A 15,999-nucleotide genomic window follows, 5' to 3' on the forward strand; every position below is an offset into this window, starting at 1 on the left:
TCACTCGGCCGGCTGAGCAGGGGCTTCGACCGGCATATAGAGATCGCCGCCCTCCCGATATTTCGCCGCCATCGCTTCCAGCCCTTCCTTCTGTGCCTCCGCGCGGATGTCGTGCGAAATCCGCATCGAGCAGAATTTCGGGCCGCACATCGAGCAGAAATGCGCGACCTTGTGAGCCTCCTTCGGCAAGGTTTCGTCGTGGAAGCTGCGGGCGGTATCCGGATCGAGCGAGAGGTTGAACTGGTCCTCCCAGCGGAACTCGAATCTTGCACGCGACAATGCATCGTCGCGGACCTGAGCGGCCGGATGACCCTTGGCGAGGTCGGCCGCATGGGCCGCGATCTTGTAGGTGATGACGCCGGTCTTGACGTCGTTGCGGTCGGGCAGGCCGAGATGCTCCTTCGGGGTGACGTAGCAGAGCATCGCCGTGCCGAACCAGCCGATCATCGCAGCGCCGATCCCCGAGGTGATGTGATCGTAGCCCGGTGCGATATCCGTCGTCAGCGGCCCAAGCGTGTAGAAGGGCGCCTCGCCGCAGACGGCGAGCTGCTTGTCCATGTTCTCCTTGATCTTGTGCATCGGCACATGGCCGGGACCTTCGATCATCACCTGGCAGTCTTTTGCCCAGGCGATCTTCGTCAGTTCGCCGAGCGTTTCGAGCTCGGCAAACTGCGCGGCATCGTTGGCATCGGCGATCGAACCGGGCCGCAGGCCATCGCCGAGCGAGAAGGAGACGTCATAGGCGCGGCAGATGTCGCAGATTTCCTCGAAATGCTCGTAGAGGAAGCTCTCCTTGTGGTGATGGAGACACCACTTGGCCATGATCGAGCCGCCGCGGGAGACAATGCCGGTGACGCGGTTGACGGTCAGTGGGATGTAGTGCAGCCGCACGCCAGCATGGATGGTGAAATAGTCGACGCCCTGTTCGGCCTGCTCGATCAGCGTGTCGCGATAGATCTCCCAGGTCAGTTCCTCCGCTATGCCGCCGACCTTTTCCAGCGCCTGATAGAGCGGCACCGTGCCGATCGGCAGCGGCGAATTGCGGATGATCCATTCACGGATATTGTGAATGTTGCGGCCGGTTGAAAGATCCATGACGGTATCGGCACCCCAGCGCGCGGCCCAGACCATCTTCTCGACTTCCTCCGCCATGGAGGAGGTGACTGCGGAATTGCCGATATTGGCGTTGATCTTCACCAGGAAATTCCGGCCGATGATCATCGGCTCGCTTTCGGGATGATTGATGTTGGCCGGAATGATCGCTCGGCCGCTCGCAACTTCCCGGCGAACGAATTCAGGCGTGACGTGATCGGGAATATGCGCGCCGAAGCTCTCGCCGTCACGGATCAGCGCTTCGGCCTTGGCCTTGCGGCCGAGGTTCTCGCGGATGGCGATGAATTCCATTTCCGGGGTGATGATGCCGGCGCGCGCATAGGCAAGCTGGGTGACGGCCTTGCCATTCAGGGCGCGCAGCGGCTGGCGCTTGGCCGGAAATTCCGGTGTTAGCCGTTCGCCGGTGACGAAACCGTTGTCTTCGGGACGCACATGGCGGCCCTCATAAGCCTCGACATCGCCGCGGGCGAGCACCCAGTCGCGGCGCAACTGCGGAAGGCCCTCTTCGATGCGGATATCTGCGCCTTCGACAGTATAGGGGCCGGACGAATCGTAGACGATAACTGGCGGCTCGCCCGATGTCGGATGGACGCTGATTTCGCGCATCGGCACGCGGATATCGGCATGGATCTCCCCGGTGATATGGATTTTCCGAGAGGCCGGCAGCGGGCCGGTGGTGACGGTCGGAGTGAGGTTCTTTGCGGCAATGTTCATGGTGTGAGGCTCCAAGTTGCAGTTGGAGACCCAGTCAATCAGCCGGAATGATGAAAAGACGCCGGCATGGAATCCAGGCGGGAATCCGAAGCCATCGAGCGCTTGCACCGTCCCTACGCCAGTATGAACTGGATCAGGTTCAACGGGTCACTGCGCCACAGGAGGCAAAGCCTCATTGTCCAGCAGTATCTCAGCCCCTTGCCGGGACCCCCCTGGTGAATGTCAAAAGGCTATGCCTTACTCTCGTCCTCTGTCAACCCCGTCAGCGACGGTCGCATTTTCGGGAGATTGACCATTGCCGCCCCCGTCGAATTGCAATTTTATCGCGCAGATCATCGTGCGGACTTGCCGCGCCTTAGTAACGTGGTGTCGTATTGCCGACGAAGCGATGGGGGCCGGTATGGGACAGCTTGCTCGCGGTATCGAGCCAGATAAATCAGCGCGTCATTGCCGAGCGGAGCCAGCGTCAGCCGTACGCCCGCCTGCGCTTCCGTCTGCATCAGCGAAAAAATGGATTGCATGATCTTTTGCTCAAGCCGACCGGTCATTGTGCCGTGGAATTCGCGATGGCCATATATGGCCATATCATGACCAGATTGGGTTGCATGGTCGTCATCGACCACCGACATCGCGCTGCCCTAAATGCGGTGACGGCCCTGACTGGCAGGCGTTCTTGTGAACAGGGATATCCTTGTGATCCCTGCCGGGTACCGCCCTGGCCTGCGGTCGCGAGTTGCATTTAAGCAACAGAGGCCAAGACTAACGCCCCGGCGCCCTTCATATAATTGACAAACATACGGGCTGTTTGTAAATCCAATGCAGGACATAAGTTGTCTTACGGTCGAGCAATCGGCCGGATCGGTAGAGGCATTTCAAAACCTTTTACCGCGGGGGTAATCATGAAGGTTCGAGGGGACTCAAGCCAACATCAGGTGCGTATTTGCCGGGCTGCCCGGTCGTGTTTAGACCAAACCGATCCCCAGGGCAGTGTTCCAGTTCTGCGCTCGCGGTAAAGTAGAAATGCATAATACAACCAGGAGTTTAAAATGAACATCAAGAGCCTTCTTCTCGGCTCCGCTGCTGCTCTGGCAGCAGTATCCGGTGCCCACGCAGCAGACGCGATCGTCGCCGCTGAGCCGGAGCCGCTGGAATACGTTCGCATCTGCGACGCATACGGTGCTGGCTACTTCTTCATTCCGGGCACGGAAACCTGCCTCAAGATCGGCGGCCGTGTCCGTACCGAAGGCGAATGGTACGATGCCTATAACCCGAACAGCAAGAACGGCACTCTCTGGCATACCCGCGCCGAGCTGAGCGTCGACACTGCGACCGACACCGAGTACGGCCCGCTGAAGACCAACACGGTCATCCGTTGGGACTGGAACGACGGCAACTCGACCTCCACCAAGCTGCTGTTCGCCAACATCAGCCTCGGCGGCTTCCTGGTCGGTAAGGCCGATTCGCAGTATAACTACTACATCGGTTACGCCGGCGACGTCATCAACGACGACGTGATCTATGACGGCCCGTACGAACTCAACCAGTTGACCTACACCTACGATGCCGGCAACGGCTTCACGGCTGTCGTCTCGGTTGAAGACTCGAATTCCAGCGGTTCCGACGCCTCCTACGGCTCAAGCTGGTGGTCTGACGACAAGGGCAACCACTACGCTCCCGACGTCGTTGCCGGTGCCGGCTTCAAGTCTGGTGCATGGGGCTTCAAGGTCGTCGGCGGTTATGACTCCATCGTCGAAGAAGGCGCCATCAAGGCTCGTGTCGACGCCGACTTCGGTACCTTCTCGGCCTTCTTGATGGGCGGCTGGAACACGGACGGCGACAAGCTGAACAAGTACGCCGGCACCAACCTCGATCGTTCGGCTTGCCCTGTTAACGATGAATCGAAGTGCGGCTGGGGTGACTGGGCTGTTTGGGGCGGCGTTGGCGTTCCGATCAACGAAAAGCTGAAGTGGAACCTCCAGCTCGCCTACACCGACTCGAAGATCTTTGCCGCCACGACGAACGTCAAGTGGAACCCGGTCAAGAACCTGCTCATCGAGCCGGAAGTCTCCTACACCAACTTCGATTCTGTGAACCAGGATCAGTGGGCTGGTATCCTGCGCTTCGAGCGTAGCTTCTAATGTTGAATTACCCGGCTTAGCGCCGGGTATGAGAAGCCTGACGTTCCAATCCGTCAGGCTTCTTCCATCGATCGGTTGACCTCCGATCAAAGCAAAGGATCTGGCTTTCCCTCCGGATCCTTTTTTGCGTTTGGACGTGAAAAAACTTCTTGACCCGTCTCGGAGCCTCCGAACCGTCATCATTCCCTGTCTACTCGCAAGGTAAATTCGCTGCGCGCTTTGCGGAATCTCTACATCGCTGTAACTGCCAGCTTTGGCGTCTGAGCAAGCGGGAACCAGGTCTTCAGCACCATCTTTATGAACATCTGCCCGCACGGGACCAGTTCGAAACTGCCCCGATCGAGTGTCCATTCGGTGATCAGACCGCCGATGACCGCCGTCAGTGCGGAAGCGGCCGTATCCGGTGTCCAGGGGGCCGGAAGTTTCGTCTTTTCATCCATAAGGGTGAATATACGTTCGAAATTTTCGTGCATGTCGTGCCGGAACGAACTCGCCCGGCTCGTGGTGCCGTCGCAAAACGCCATGTCGAGATGCATCATAACTTTTAGCATGCTGCGCTTGCGCGGGTCGCTGTGAATGTCGTCAAATATCGCGGCTATGGTATCGGCGACGAGATCAAGTGGATTGGGCGGCAGTTCCTTCGACATCCGCTCCGCCAGATCCTTGAACGGTTGCTGGGCCTCGTCGCGGATTGCAAACATCAGCCCTTGCTTGTTCTTGAAATGCCAGTGCACTGCCCCCCGCGTGACACCGGCGGCTACGGCGATCTCTTCCAGGCTGACATTCTCGTAGCCTTTGTCGAGGAACAAAGCCTTTGCAGACTGCAAAATCTCACTCCTCGTTTCCGCCGCCTCCTCCTTAGTTCGCCTCATTCACCTCTCCACAGAAACCGATTTTCAAGCTGTGCCCCTCTTCTTGATATTCTTCCATCATGCCGTTCGGTGCTGGAGCCCATATACCAGCGATGCTCAACAAGATGGAGGGATTTTCTATCCTCAAAAATTGAGTAAGGAAATCGCAACAGAATATATCCTGTCAAGCGCTATAAGCCACACGCAAGTTTCCGTGAGCAGTTTCCCCATGTTGTGAGGTGAAAATAGGAAAGTGCGAACGCTGATATAGCCATGCGGCGGGTCTGGCCGCCATATTGGAAAGCCGTGCTCGCACATTGGCAAGACTCGGAAACAAGCGATCTGCTGCCGCTCCGATCCAGCTTGAGCTCTCATCTGTCTTCTTGCAAGCTGACAGTAGTCCAAGTGCGAATTGTTGAAACCCTCACCGTCTGGCAAGTCGGCTCGTCTATACGACCATTTATGAATGGTCTTTCATCGTGGAAAGAAAAGTCGAAAATTCCTGGCATTAAGAGCGACGGATTTCCTTAAGCGCCGCGTTCAACTCCCGTGAACCCGCATTTGACGTCGAAGGATGATACACTGACCGAGATGCTGCGATCCAAGTGGTTTTATTTGCCGGCCGAGAGTCCAAAGGTCCCGTGCCATGGCGGTATCGCAGGAAATTGGAGTGGTAGCGATTGTCGATGAAGTGGGATCGCGCGCCCAAGAGTGGCGACCCTGATGAGGGCCTGCTCGGTCGCATCGCTGCGGGCGATGTTCCGGCGATGCGGATGATGATAACACGGCAGTTGCCGCGCATCGTTGCCGTTGCAACCCGCATGCTTGGTGATGCGACCGAGGCCGAGGATGTAGCGCAGGAAACATTCCTGCGCGTCTGGCGCAATGCGGGCGGCTGGCGCCAGGGCAATGCCCGCTTCAGCACCTGGGTGCACCGCGTAGCGACCAACCTTTGTTATGATCGCCTGCGGCGTCGCAAGGACGTTCTTGCCGAGCATCCACCCGATGTCGAGTATGAAGGGCCGGCGCCGGATGCGGGCTTGATGAGCGATGACGATCCGTCCAGGCGCGTGGAACGGGCCATGCAGATGATCGCGCCCAGGCAGCGTGAAGCGATCATTCTGGTCTACTATCAGGCGCTGTCGAATGCCGAGGCAGCTGAGATCATGGACGTCAGCGTCGACGCACTGGAAAGCCTGCTTGCGCGTGGAAGGCGCTCCTTGCAGGCGCTTTTGTTGAAGGATGAGGGCGATGGTTGAGAATGTCGCGGGTCCGATGAATGCCGATCGCTTTGAAGCGCTGACCGCGGCCTATGGCGGCGATATCGGCCGATGGCCGCAGGCTGAGCGGGCGGCCGCTCGGGATTTTGCCAAGAGCCCCGCAGCGGCCGAAAGGCTTGCGCGCGCGGCCGATCTGGATGCGTTGCTCGACACCTACGTCGTCAAGCCTCGCCATGCCGGCCTTGAAGAGCGAATTCTCGCAAAGCTCGTTCGCCGCCTGACGATAAGAAACTGGTTCCGCTTCGGCTCGGCCGGCATCGGCCTCGTGGGGGTCGGCATAGCCGGCGCGCTTGCCGGCAGCATCGCCATCGCCGTCCTGGCCCCGAGCTTGACGTCCGATACCTCAGTCGTCTCCGACGGAACCGCGACCATGTTCGGCGATATAGGGCCGGACGCGGGTGCAGCACAGCAGGACAGCCAATGACGGAACGCAGCTTTCGAATAGTGGTCATTTTTCTTTTGGTGCTGAATACGTTCCTGGTCGGAGCATTGGCCGGCGGTGGGCTGACCTGGATACGCAAGACGCAGGCGCGGGCCGGAATGATGCCGCTCGCCGGCGAGCAATTGCCTTCGACGCAGAAGAAGGCTCTGCGCGCCGCGCTCAACGAAGCCCGCAAGGACGAACGTCAGATCATTCTCGAGGCACAACAGGCCAAGGTCGACGCCGCCTCCATTCTTGGGCAGCCGACGCTGGATAAAGAGGCGCTCTCGGCCGCGCTGGCGAGGGCGCGCGATGCCGATATCGCCTTGAGGGCGAAGCTGGAGCAGCGTGCCGTCGATTTTGCGGCAGGACTTTCCTACGACGAGCGTCGGGCGCTGGCGGAAAGCCTGGTCCGCCGCAGCATGCCTAAAGCCGCTGCCACAAAATGATCATACTTGCCGAGCGACGGATCGAAACCAGGTCTGCGTTAAAGGAGCATGTTTGATGCAGGAGTTGGCAAGGCCATGGCCCAGCAGTCCAATGATGTTTCTGCCGCGCTCGCTCTTTCGCGCTTTGGGCTAGGAGCGGACCACAACGGCACCGCGTCGATCGCATCGGATCCGCGCGGCGCGTTGCTGGAAGAAATCACCGAGCGCTTCGTCCCGGTTCCGGTCGGGCCGCAGCTGCAATCGACGGCCGATCTTCTCGTTTCTCTCTACGCATTCCAGGAACAGCGCAAGGAGGCCAGACAGCAGGCCGCAGCCGCTGTCGCCGCCGTGCCGCAGGACAAGCAGATGCAAGGCCCGCAGCCGCCGCTACAGCCTTCCGGCGCCACGGCAGGGCAGCCGAACAATCAGGTCCAGCCGAGTAACCAGGCCATGGCGGCTGTCATCGGCAAGGCAGTCGAGAAGTTGGAAAAGCCCGCAATGCCCTACCTTCCGCAGCAGGTCCTGCTGGCCGAAGTGGATGCCCGCTTCAACGGCACCATCCGGCAGCCACTGATTGGCTTTGGCGAGCGGCTTGCCATGTTCTGGGCAAACCATTTCGCTGTCGCCGTGTCGAAGAGCGAGGAGGTGCATATGGTTGCCGGCGCTTTCGAGCGCGAGGCGATCCGGCCGCATGTCTTCGGGCGCTTCGCCGACATGCTGCTCGCTGTCGAGACCCATCCGGCTATGCTCGGTTATCTCGATAACCAGCAATCGATCGGGCCGAACTCCAAGGCCAATGCCAACAAGAAACGTGGTCTCAATGAAAACCTTGCCCGGGAAACGCTGGAGCTCCACACGCTTGGTGTCAACGGCGGCTACACGCAGGCCGACGTGACGACGCTTGCCAAGATCATCACAGGCTGGACGGTGGCGCGCGCCGAGGGCAAGCTCGGGACACCCGGCACCTTCGTCTTCAATGCCGGTGCCCACGAGCCCGGCGATCAGACGCTGCTCGGTCTCACCTATGCCGACAATGGCGTGGGGCAGGGACGCGAAGCGCTGCGCGATCTCGCCCGCCATCCGGCAACAGCGCAGCATATCGCCACCAAGCTCGTCCGGCATTTCGTCGCCGATACGCCGCCACCAGGGCTTGTGCAAACCGTTGCGGCGACCTTCAGCAAGACGGATGGCGATCTTTCCGCCGTCTATCGGGCGCTCGTAAGCTCCGAAGACGCATGGAATCCGACATTGTCGAAGGTTCGCTCGCCGTTGGAATTCATGACCGCGCTCTTGCGGGCAAGCGGCGAGACGCCGAAGCCGAATGTCATCCTCGGCGCCTTGACCGCGATGGGGCAGCCCTTCTGGGCGCCGGCCGGCCCCAACGGCTTTGCCGATACCGTCGATGTCTGGGCCTCCAGCGAGAGCCTCAGCATGCGCATGGATGTCGCCAATATGATCGCCAATGCGGTGCCGCCTCAGGTCGATCCCCGCAGTTTCGTGTCCGACAGCCTGGGGCCGCTTCTTTCGAATGAAACGCTGCAGGCGGTATCGCGAGCGGAAACCCGCAAGCAGGGCCTGATGATCGCTTATCTTTCCCCCGAATTTCAAAGGCGCTGACCATGACCTGCGAACTCATGACCCCCACCCGTCGTGCCGTGCTTGGCGCTTCCGGCGCCCTGTTTGCCTGGGCCTTCATCCCGCGCTTCGCTCTCGCTGCCGGCGGACGGGACCCGCGCTTTATCACCATTATCCTGCGCGGTGCGCTTGATGGTCTGACGGCTGTCCCACCCGTTGGCGATCCTGATTATCAGGCCCTGCGGCAGTCGATCGCCATGACGACGAGCGGCCCTGAGGCGGCTCTTCCGCTCGACAGCTTCTTTGCGCTGCATCCGTCGATGCCGAATTTCAATCGGCTCTATCGCGCGGGACAGGCCGCCGTCGTCCATGCCAGTGCGACGCCCTATCGCGACCGGTCGCATTTCGACGGGCAGGACGTGCTTGAGTCCGGGTATGAAATGCCGGGCCGCGTCGCATCCGGCTGGCTCAACCGGATGCTGGAAGGCCTGCCGAAGGGTGACAAGGTTTCACCGGGAGCTTCGGAGATTCGAGGTCTCTCGGTCGGCGCCAATGCACCGCTCGTCATTCGCGGCAAGGCGCCGGTACTCGGCTGGTCGCCATCAACCCTCCAGCCTGTCAGCGACGACCTGCCGCCGCGGCTGATGGATCTCTACAACCACACCGACCCGCTCTTTGCGAAAATCCTTGCTGAAGGCATTTCAACCGGCAAGATCGCCGCCGGCCTCGATGTCAAGGCGAAGGGAGGTCCCGGCGATCCCACCGGCATGGAACAGATGGCGAGAGGGGCCGCGCGCCTGCTGGCTCAAGACGATGGCCCGCGCGTTGCAGCACTGGCTTTCGAAGGATGGGATACTCATGCCGGAGAGGTCGATCGGCTGAACAAGCTGCTCGTCGGACTCGATAATTCGTTTGCCGCCTTCCAGCAGGAGCTTGGTCCGGCCTGGAAAGATACGGCCATTCTGGTCGCAACCGAATTCGGCCGCACCGCGCAGGTGAATGGCACCCAGGGCACCGACCACGGCACCGGAACGGCCGCCTTCCTCGCCGGCGGCGCGATCAAGGGCGGCCGTGTGATCGCCGACTGGCCCGGTCTTAAACAGGCGCAATTGCGCGACGGCCGCGACCTTGCCGCCACAACGGATCTGCGCGCTGTGGTCAAGGGGATCGCGGTTGATCTGCTTGGTGCATCGCCGACCCTATTGACGCGCGATGTCTTCCCGGGCTCCGATCATGTCTTGCCGATGAAGGGGCTGATCGTGTGACCGGTGCGCCGGCGGCCGGCGTTAAGGGCGCCAATAGAAATTACGTGAGGGCCGCATTGGGAGGAACGGCGCCGCTGCGCCTTTCGCGCGCGGCGGAGAGGATGGCAACCACGCAGGCCAAGGCAAGCGTGATCGCGCCAAGCACCGGCAAGCTGCGATAGCCATAGCCGCTCTCAAGCAGCGCCGCACCGACGCTTGCCGCGATCGCAATGCCGATGTTGAACCCGGAAGGAATGAGCGAGGAAGCAAGGCCAGGTGCATCGGCGGTCCACATCAGGATGCGGGCCTGGATAGGGGTGCCGATTGCAAAATTAAGCGCGCCCCAAACGAAGATCGCCACGCTCATCGGCAAGGGGTAGGGGCTGACCAGGTAGAGAATGACGAGTATCGCGGACTGGATGGCAAGCATCGCGATAAGCGAGGGCATCAGCTTCCAGTCCGACAGCCTGCCGCCGATCACAACCCCCAATGTCGCTCCGACGCCATTGAGCAGGAGAATCCAGGGAATGAGCATGGCATCAAGGCCCGTTACTTCGCGCAGGAGCGGCGTTATGTAGGTGAACGGCACCATCTGGCCGATCATCAGGGCGAGCATCATGATGAGGGACGTCCAGACCTGCTGACGGCCGAGAACGCGCACTTCGCCGCTCAAATGGCCAGATTGCTGAGATTCTGTTTTCGTCTGCGGGATCAAGACCCATATTGCGACCAATGCGAGGACACCGACCAAGGTCATCGCCCAAAACGTCATCCGCCATCCCCAAAGCCCACCGATGGCCGCGCCCAGAGGAACGCCGACTATATTGGAGACCGTCAGGCCTGCAAGGATCACGGAGACTGCACGCCCTCGAAACGCTTGCGGCACGAGGCCGACGGCAACCACCATGGCAATGCCGAAATAGGCGCCGTGGGCGACGGCAGTCGCAACACGGAAGAGGAGCATGGCGGCGAAGTCAGGTGCAAGCGCGCAAGCGATCTGGCCCAGGCAAAAGGCGATCGTCAGAGCGATCAGAATGGTTCGGCGCGAAATCTGTCGTGTCGCCATGGTCAGGAGCGGCCCGCCGAGTGCAATCCCCAGCGCATAGCCGGAAACCAGATAGCCGGCAAAGGGGATCGAGACACCCAGACCCTGAGCTACGTCCGGAAGGATGCCGGCGATGACAAACTCGGTCGTGCCGAAAGCAAACGCAGCCAGAAACAAGGCGAAGAGGGGTAAGGGCACGTCCAGCTCCGATATAAAGGAATAAGGATTTCTTTATATCGGCAAGGGGGATACATCAAGCACGAGTTATCGTCGGTGACATTCTCCACATAACCCCAGTCCTTTCGGCGGGCTTTCAGCCGGAGAGACATGCACCAATTCGGGGCGCGATCGCTTGACAAGCGTAGAATGTTTGTGAAGTTTGGCTGTTATGAGTGAGGTGGCTGATTGGTTATCTTATACAAGTCCGATCAGTCGGAAAAACGCTGCCGAGGCAGTGTTTGAGGATATTCGTTCGGCAATAACATCGGGACGGTTGGCGGTCGGGACACGGCTGCCCGCCGAGTCGCAGCTTGCGACGCGTTATGGTGTCAGCCGTCCGATCATACGCGAAGCGCTCCGCTCGCTTCAGACGCTCGGCCTCACCCAGACGCGCACCGGCAGCGGCACCTACGTTCTGACCTCCACTCCCGGTCCGGAGCTCCGTTATGGCGGTTATTCCGCCCGCGACCTCATCGAGGCGCGTCCGTTCATCGAGGTCCCGGCCGCAGGCTGGGCGGCGCTACGGCGTACGGAGCAGCAGCTGGCGCGCCTGCTTGAACTGTGTGATGAGATGGATCGAGAAGAAGACCCGTTGAAGTGGGTGACTCTGGACTCGGAATTCCATTCCATGATTGCCGAATCCTCTGGAAATGCCGTCTTTTCCAAGATCGTTTCCGACGCCCGCGACGCACTGATGCGTCAATCGGAGCTGGTCAACATGATGGCGCAGCGTCGCGTGGCCTCGAACGTCGAGCACCGCCGCATCGTCGAGGCGATTGCGGCGGCGTCGGAGGAGGAGGCGATCGCGGCGATGGAAGCCCATCTCGGTCAGGTCAAGCGCGTGGTGACCACGATTATTGGCGAGGGGCAACAGTCTCATTGAGAGCGACCGGCAGGTTGGCGAGCCGTTCCGGCCGTAGCGCCTCGAAAAGCTCTTCCGCTGTCAGATATCCATGATCCAGCACGATTTCCGGCACTGTGCGTCCTGTTGCCAGCGCCTCGCGGGCAACCTTGGTCGCCGCCTGGTAGCCGATCAAAGGATTGAGCGCTGTCGCAAGGCCGATCGATTCCTGCAGGCGTTGTGCCATGAGAGCCGGATTGGCGGTAATGCCATTGACGCAGCGCTCGGCAAGGATATGGCAGGCCGCGGTCAGATGCATGATGCTCTCCGACAGCGAGCGCACGATGATCGGCTCGAAGGCGTTGAGCTGCAGTTGGCCTGCTTCCGCCGCCATGGTCACGGTAATGTCGTTGCCGATGACGGAGAACGCCACCTGGTTGACCATTTCCGGGATCACCGGATTGACCTTGCCGGGCATGATGCTCGAACCCGCCTGCATGGCCGGCAGCGTGATCTCGCCGATGCCGGCGCGAGGCCCGGAAGAGAGCAGGCGCAGGTCGTTGCAGGTCTTGGATAGCTTGACCGCAACACGCTTCAAAACGCCGGAAAGATGGACGAAGGCGCCAGGGTCCTGCGTTGCTTCGATGAGGTCGCTTGCGGTAACCAGCGGGCGGGCCGTCAGTCGGGCGAGATGGGAGCAGGCAAGGGCAGCATAGCCGACAGGCGCATTGAGGCCGGTGCCGATGGCGGTGGCGCCGAGATTGACCTCATGCAGGAGGGCGGCCGATTCGATGAGGCGGGATCGATCTTCCCCGAGCATGACGGCAAAGGTCCTGAATTCTTGGCCGAGCGTCATCGGCACGGCATCCTGTAGCTGCGTGCGGCCGATCTTCAGAATGCCGTCGAATTCCTTGGCCTTGCGTTCGAAAGCTTCCTGCAGCGTCTCCATTGCCGCCGCCAGATTGTCGATCGCTTCGATTAGCGCGACATTGACGGCTGTCGGATAAGCGTCGTTGGTGGATTGGCTGAGATTGACGTGGTCGTTCGGATGAAGGTGGACATAGTCACCTTTAGCATGGCCGAGCAGTTCGAGCGCGCGGTTGGCGATGACCTCATTGGCGTTCATATTGGTGGAAGTGCCGGCGCCGCCTTGAATTACGTCGACGACGAACTGGTCGTGAAGCTCGCCGGCGCGGATTTCGCGGCAGGCGCGCACGATGACGTCGAGCCTTTCCTTGCTGAGCAAGCCAAGTTCGTGATTGGCAAGAGCCGCTGCTTCCTTGACGAAGGCGAGGCCTCGAATGAGATGTGCATAGCGGCCGATCGGCGTTCCCGTGACTTGGAAATTCTCAACCGCTCTTGCGGTGTGTACCCCCCAATAAACCTCAGCCGGAATATCCTTTTCGCCCAGCAGGTCATACTCGCTTCGCGTCTTGACCACATTGTCCTCCTATGGTCGAAATCAAGCCGTATCTGTCAAGCTGTATGACAGATTTTGAAATCTGTTATCCGTTCGCTCCTGCCACGTCAATAAGTGCTGCCCGGCTTGACCTTCGGCCTTTTCTATGTCTAAGAGAAAATCTGTCATACAGCATTACAGCATGACCGGCGATCCCAAGGCTTGATCGGCGGCCAGATTAAGGCAGCGGCATCCGGTCGGGTGCGAAATCAGCACCCCGGATCCGCCCATGGACAAACGGCTCGAGGGAGGAGCAATGTCAGTCGAACCTATTCAGAATATTCCGGCGGATCGCCGGCCGCCGGTCAATGAGGATCTTGGCTACCACAAGGCGTTGAAGCCACGGCAGATCCAGATGATCGCCATTGGCGGCGCGATCGGCACCGGTCTCTTCCTCGGTGCGGGCGGACGCCTTGCCGCAGCCGGGCCAGCGCTCATCTTCGTCTACGCGCTCTGCGGCTTCTTTGCCTTCTTGGTGCTGCGCGCGCTTGGCGAACTGATTATGCACCGCCCGAGCTCCGGCTCTTTCGTTTCCTATGCTCGCGAGTTCTACGGTGAGAAGATGGCCTTTGCCGTTGGCTGGATGTACTGGCTGAACTGGGCCATGACCTCGGTTGCCGATGTCACGGCCGTCGCCCTCTACATGAACTTCTTCAAGCATTACGTGCCCTGGCTTGCGGGCATCGATCAATGGGTCTTCGCGCTGATCGCGCTGATGGTCGTGCTGGCCATGAATCTTCTGTCGGTGAAGGTCTTCGGCGAGCTTGAATTCTGGTTCAGTCTGGTGAAGGTTCTGGCGCTGGTCAGCTTCCTCGTCATCGGCATCTATTTCGTCGTTTCGGGCACGCCGATCGCCGGTCATTCGGCTGGTTTCAGCATCATCAGCGACAGTGGCGGTTTCTTCCCCAACGGCATCTTGCCGGCCTTCGTCATCATACAAGGCGTAGTCTTCGCCTACGCATCGATCGAGCTGATCGGCACGACCGCCGGCGAAACCGAAGATCCACGGAAAGTGATGCCGGGTGCGATCCGCACGGTAGTCGCCCGTCTGCTGATCTTCTATGTCGGCTCGGTCCTTCTCCTGTCGCTCCTTCTGCCCTACACGGCCTACAAAGCAGGCGAGAGCCCCTTCGTCACCTTCTTCGGGACGATCGGAATCCAAGGCGCCGATATCATCATGAACCTCGTCGTGCTGACGGCCGTGCTGTCCTCGCTCAATGCCGGCCTCTACTCCACCGGCCGCATCCTGCATTCGATGGCCGTCTCCGGCTCAGCGCCGGCAGCGCTCGCCAAGATGAACAAGGCTGGCGTACCCTATGTCGGCATTGCCGTGACGGCCGTCGTGACCGTCATCGGCGTGGCGCTGAACGCCGTCGTTCCGTCGGCCGCTTTCGAGATTGCCCTCAATATCTCGGCGCTCGGCATCATTTCGGCTTGGGGCGTAATCGTATTGTGCCAGTTGAAGCTCTGGAAGCTCTCCAAGCGCGGCGAAATGGCCCGCCCGGATTTCCGTATGTTCGGCGCGCCCTATACCGGTATCCTGACGCTCGTCTTCCTCTTTGCGGTGCTGGTGCTGATGGCACTCGACTATCCGGTCGGCACATGGACGATCGCCTCACTGATCCTGATCGCGCCGGCTCTTGTGATTGGCTGGTATCTGTTGCGGGATCGGATCTATCGGCTGGCAGCCGAGCGGGGCCAGTCGTGACGGCAGGGCAAGTCAATCCGCTGGTGGCAGTCATTGCCACCGGCGGCACCATTGCGAGCGAGCGCACCGATAGCGGCGCCAGCATACCGTCGCTGACGGGAGAGAGCCTGCTGGCACTGCTCCCGGACATGCCTGTCGATCTCAGACCCATCGAGCTGATGGCAAAGGATTCGGCGAGCTTGACGCTCGCCGACATGCAGGAGATCAGCGACAAGGTCGGCGAACTGCTTGCCGATGACGCCATCAACGGGATCGTCATTCTGCATGGCACGGATGCTATGGAAGAGACCGCGCTGCTCGTCCATCTTCAGCACGGCCTGAACAAGCCCGTCGTATTTACCGGCGCGCAATTTACCGCAGACCATCCCAAGGCCGACGGGCCGGCCAACCTTGCTGCTGCCGTTGCTGCCGCTACCGATCCGGTCAATGCAGAGCGTGGCGTCCTCGTCTGCTTCGGCGGCCGGTTGTTGCCGGCCTGGGGCCTCTATAAACACTCTTCGGATATCGCTGATGCGTTCCGTCAATCGCGGCCGCTCGAAAATCCACCAAGCCCGCGGCTTACGGCGAGGCTTAGCAACATCCGCGTCGATGTCGTGGCGATCTATCCGGGGTGCGATTCGGTGCATGTGGATGCGAGTCTCAGGGCCGACGCACACGGCATCGTGCTTGCGGCACTGGGGTCGGGCAACGCCAATCCGCGTCTGGTTGAAGCCATCAGACGCTGTGCCGGCGTCGGCGTGCCGGTTGTGGTTTCCAGCCGCGTACCGGACGGATTGCTTATTTCAAGCTATGGCGGCGGCGGTGGCGGGCATGACCTTGCCGAGGCCGGGGCAATTCATTCATCCACACTGCGCCCTGGCCAGGCGAGAATCCTGTTGGCAGCCCTGGTTGCCTCCGGCGCCGCACATGAGGTCATCGTGCTGGCATTCTCAGACTTCGCAGACGTGAAGTCCTGAGCAAGGG

The 15,999-nt window shown here is 60.5% G+C and carries 14 protein-coding genes and 1 riboswitch; of the genes, 9 read left to right on the top strand and 5 right to left on the bottom strand.

The genetic code is table 11. From position 1 onward, the window contains the following. Together thiC and I8E17_RS22140 are read right to left on the bottom strand one after the other, a co-directional pair. Positions 1-1,827 (bottom strand): phosphomethylpyrimidine synthase ThiC, encoded by a 1,827-nt coding sequence (thiC, locus tag I8E17_RS22135; RefSeq protein ID WP_069614740.1) that lies wholly within the window; start codon positions 1,825-1,827, stop codon positions 1-3. A 92-nt stretch (positions 1,828-1,919) separates the two neighbouring features. Further along, positions 1,920-2,051: riboswitch (TPP riboswitch) on the bottom strand. 108 nt (positions 2,052-2,159) lie between these two features. Next, positions 2,160-2,456 carry a hypothetical protein gene (locus I8E17_RS22140; protein WP_069614543.1) on the bottom strand — a complete coding sequence of 99 codons (297 nt, stop codon included), beginning with the start codon at positions 2,454-2,456 and terminating at the stop codon, positions 2,160-2,162. Between the two features lie 417 nt (positions 2,457-2,873). On the opposite strand from I8E17_RS22140, the gene I8E17_RS22145 reads away from it, so the two are divergent. Continuing rightward, on the top strand, positions 2,874-3,965 hold the full coding sequence (locus I8E17_RS22145; protein ID WP_069614542.1) for a porin: 1,092 nt from the start codon (positions 2,874-2,876) through the stop codon (positions 3,963-3,965). Between the two features lie 230 nt (positions 3,966-4,195). Here the strand turns inward: I8E17_RS22145 and I8E17_RS22150 are convergent, their stop codons facing one another. After that, positions 4,196-4,774, bottom strand: coding sequence for a TetR family transcriptional regulator (locus I8E17_RS22150; RefSeq protein ID WP_229002181.1), 579 nt, complete (start codon positions 4,772-4,774; stop codon positions 4,196-4,198). Positions 4,775-5,502: 728 nt separating this feature from the next. Here I8E17_RS22150 and I8E17_RS22155 point away from each other — a divergent pair. The 5 genes from I8E17_RS22155 (at position 5,503) to I8E17_RS22175 (ending at position 9,785) form a co-directional block, all read left to right on the top strand. Then, positions 5,503-6,075, top strand: coding sequence for an RNA polymerase sigma factor (locus tag I8E17_RS22155; RefSeq protein ID WP_069614540.1), 573 nt, complete (start codon positions 5,503-5,505; stop codon positions 6,073-6,075). Then, the gene (locus I8E17_RS22160) at positions 6,068-6,520 is read left to right on the top strand and encodes a hypothetical protein (protein ID WP_069614539.1); all 453 of its coding nucleotides are present in this window, start codon (positions 6,068-6,070) and stop codon (positions 6,518-6,520) included. The genes I8E17_RS22155 and I8E17_RS22160 overlap by 8 nt, the downstream gene beginning before the upstream one ends. Continuing rightward, positions 6,517-6,966, top strand: coding sequence for a periplasmic heavy metal sensor (locus tag I8E17_RS22165; RefSeq protein WP_069614538.1), 450 nt, complete (start codon positions 6,517-6,519; stop codon positions 6,964-6,966). Before I8E17_RS22160 ends, I8E17_RS22165 begins: the two co-directional genes overlap by 4 nt. A 75-nt stretch (positions 6,967-7,041) precedes the next feature. Next, positions 7,042-8,562, top strand: a complete 1,521-nt coding sequence (locus I8E17_RS22170; RefSeq protein WP_113366333.1) for a DUF1800 family protein — start codon at positions 7,042-7,044, stop codon at positions 8,560-8,562. Positions 8,563-8,564: 2 nt separating this feature from the next. Continuing rightward, on the top strand, positions 8,565-9,785 hold the full coding sequence (locus I8E17_RS22175; protein ID WP_069614537.1) for a DUF1501 domain-containing protein: 1,221 nt from the start codon (positions 8,565-8,567) through the stop codon (positions 9,783-9,785). A 40-nt stretch (positions 9,786-9,825) separates the two neighbouring features. Here the strand turns inward: I8E17_RS22175 and I8E17_RS22180 are convergent, their stop codons facing one another. Continuing rightward, positions 9,826-11,007, bottom strand: coding sequence for an MFS transporter (locus I8E17_RS22180; RefSeq protein WP_069614536.1), 1,182 nt, complete (start codon positions 11,005-11,007; stop codon positions 9,826-9,828). A 190-nt stretch (positions 11,008-11,197) separates the two neighbouring features. Here I8E17_RS22180 and I8E17_RS22185 point away from each other — a divergent pair, with 190 nt between their 5' ends. After that, positions 11,198-11,911, top strand: a complete 714-nt coding sequence (locus tag I8E17_RS22185) for a FadR/GntR family transcriptional regulator (protein ID WP_069614535.1) — start codon at positions 11,198-11,200, stop codon at positions 11,909-11,911. On the opposite strand, the gene I8E17_RS22190 is transcribed toward I8E17_RS22185, so the two are convergent. Further along, positions 11,883-13,310, bottom strand: a complete 1,428-nt coding sequence (locus I8E17_RS22190; protein WP_069614534.1) for an aspartate ammonia-lyase — start codon at positions 13,308-13,310, stop codon at positions 11,883-11,885. The genes I8E17_RS22185 and I8E17_RS22190 overlap by 29 nt on opposite strands. Positions 13,311-13,584: 274 nt before the next feature. Here I8E17_RS22190 and I8E17_RS22195 point away from each other — a divergent pair, with 274 nt between their 5' ends. Next, a complete protein-coding gene (locus I8E17_RS22195) occupies positions 13,585-15,036 on the top strand; it encodes an amino acid permease (protein WP_069614533.1) in 1,452 nt (483 codons plus the stop codon). Beyond that, a complete protein-coding gene (locus tag I8E17_RS22200; protein ID WP_069614532.1) occupies positions 15,033-15,992 on the top strand; it encodes an asparaginase in 960 nt (319 codons plus the stop codon). The genes I8E17_RS22195 and I8E17_RS22200 overlap by 4 nt, the downstream gene beginning before the upstream one ends. Positions 15,993-15,999: the final 7 nt, after the last annotated feature.

Origin of the sequence: Rhizobium sp. AB2/73, assembly GCF_020871915.1 — a bacterium.
Lineage (GTDB): Bacteria > Pseudomonadota > Alphaproteobacteria > Rhizobiales > Rhizobiaceae > Rhizobium > Rhizobium dioscoreae.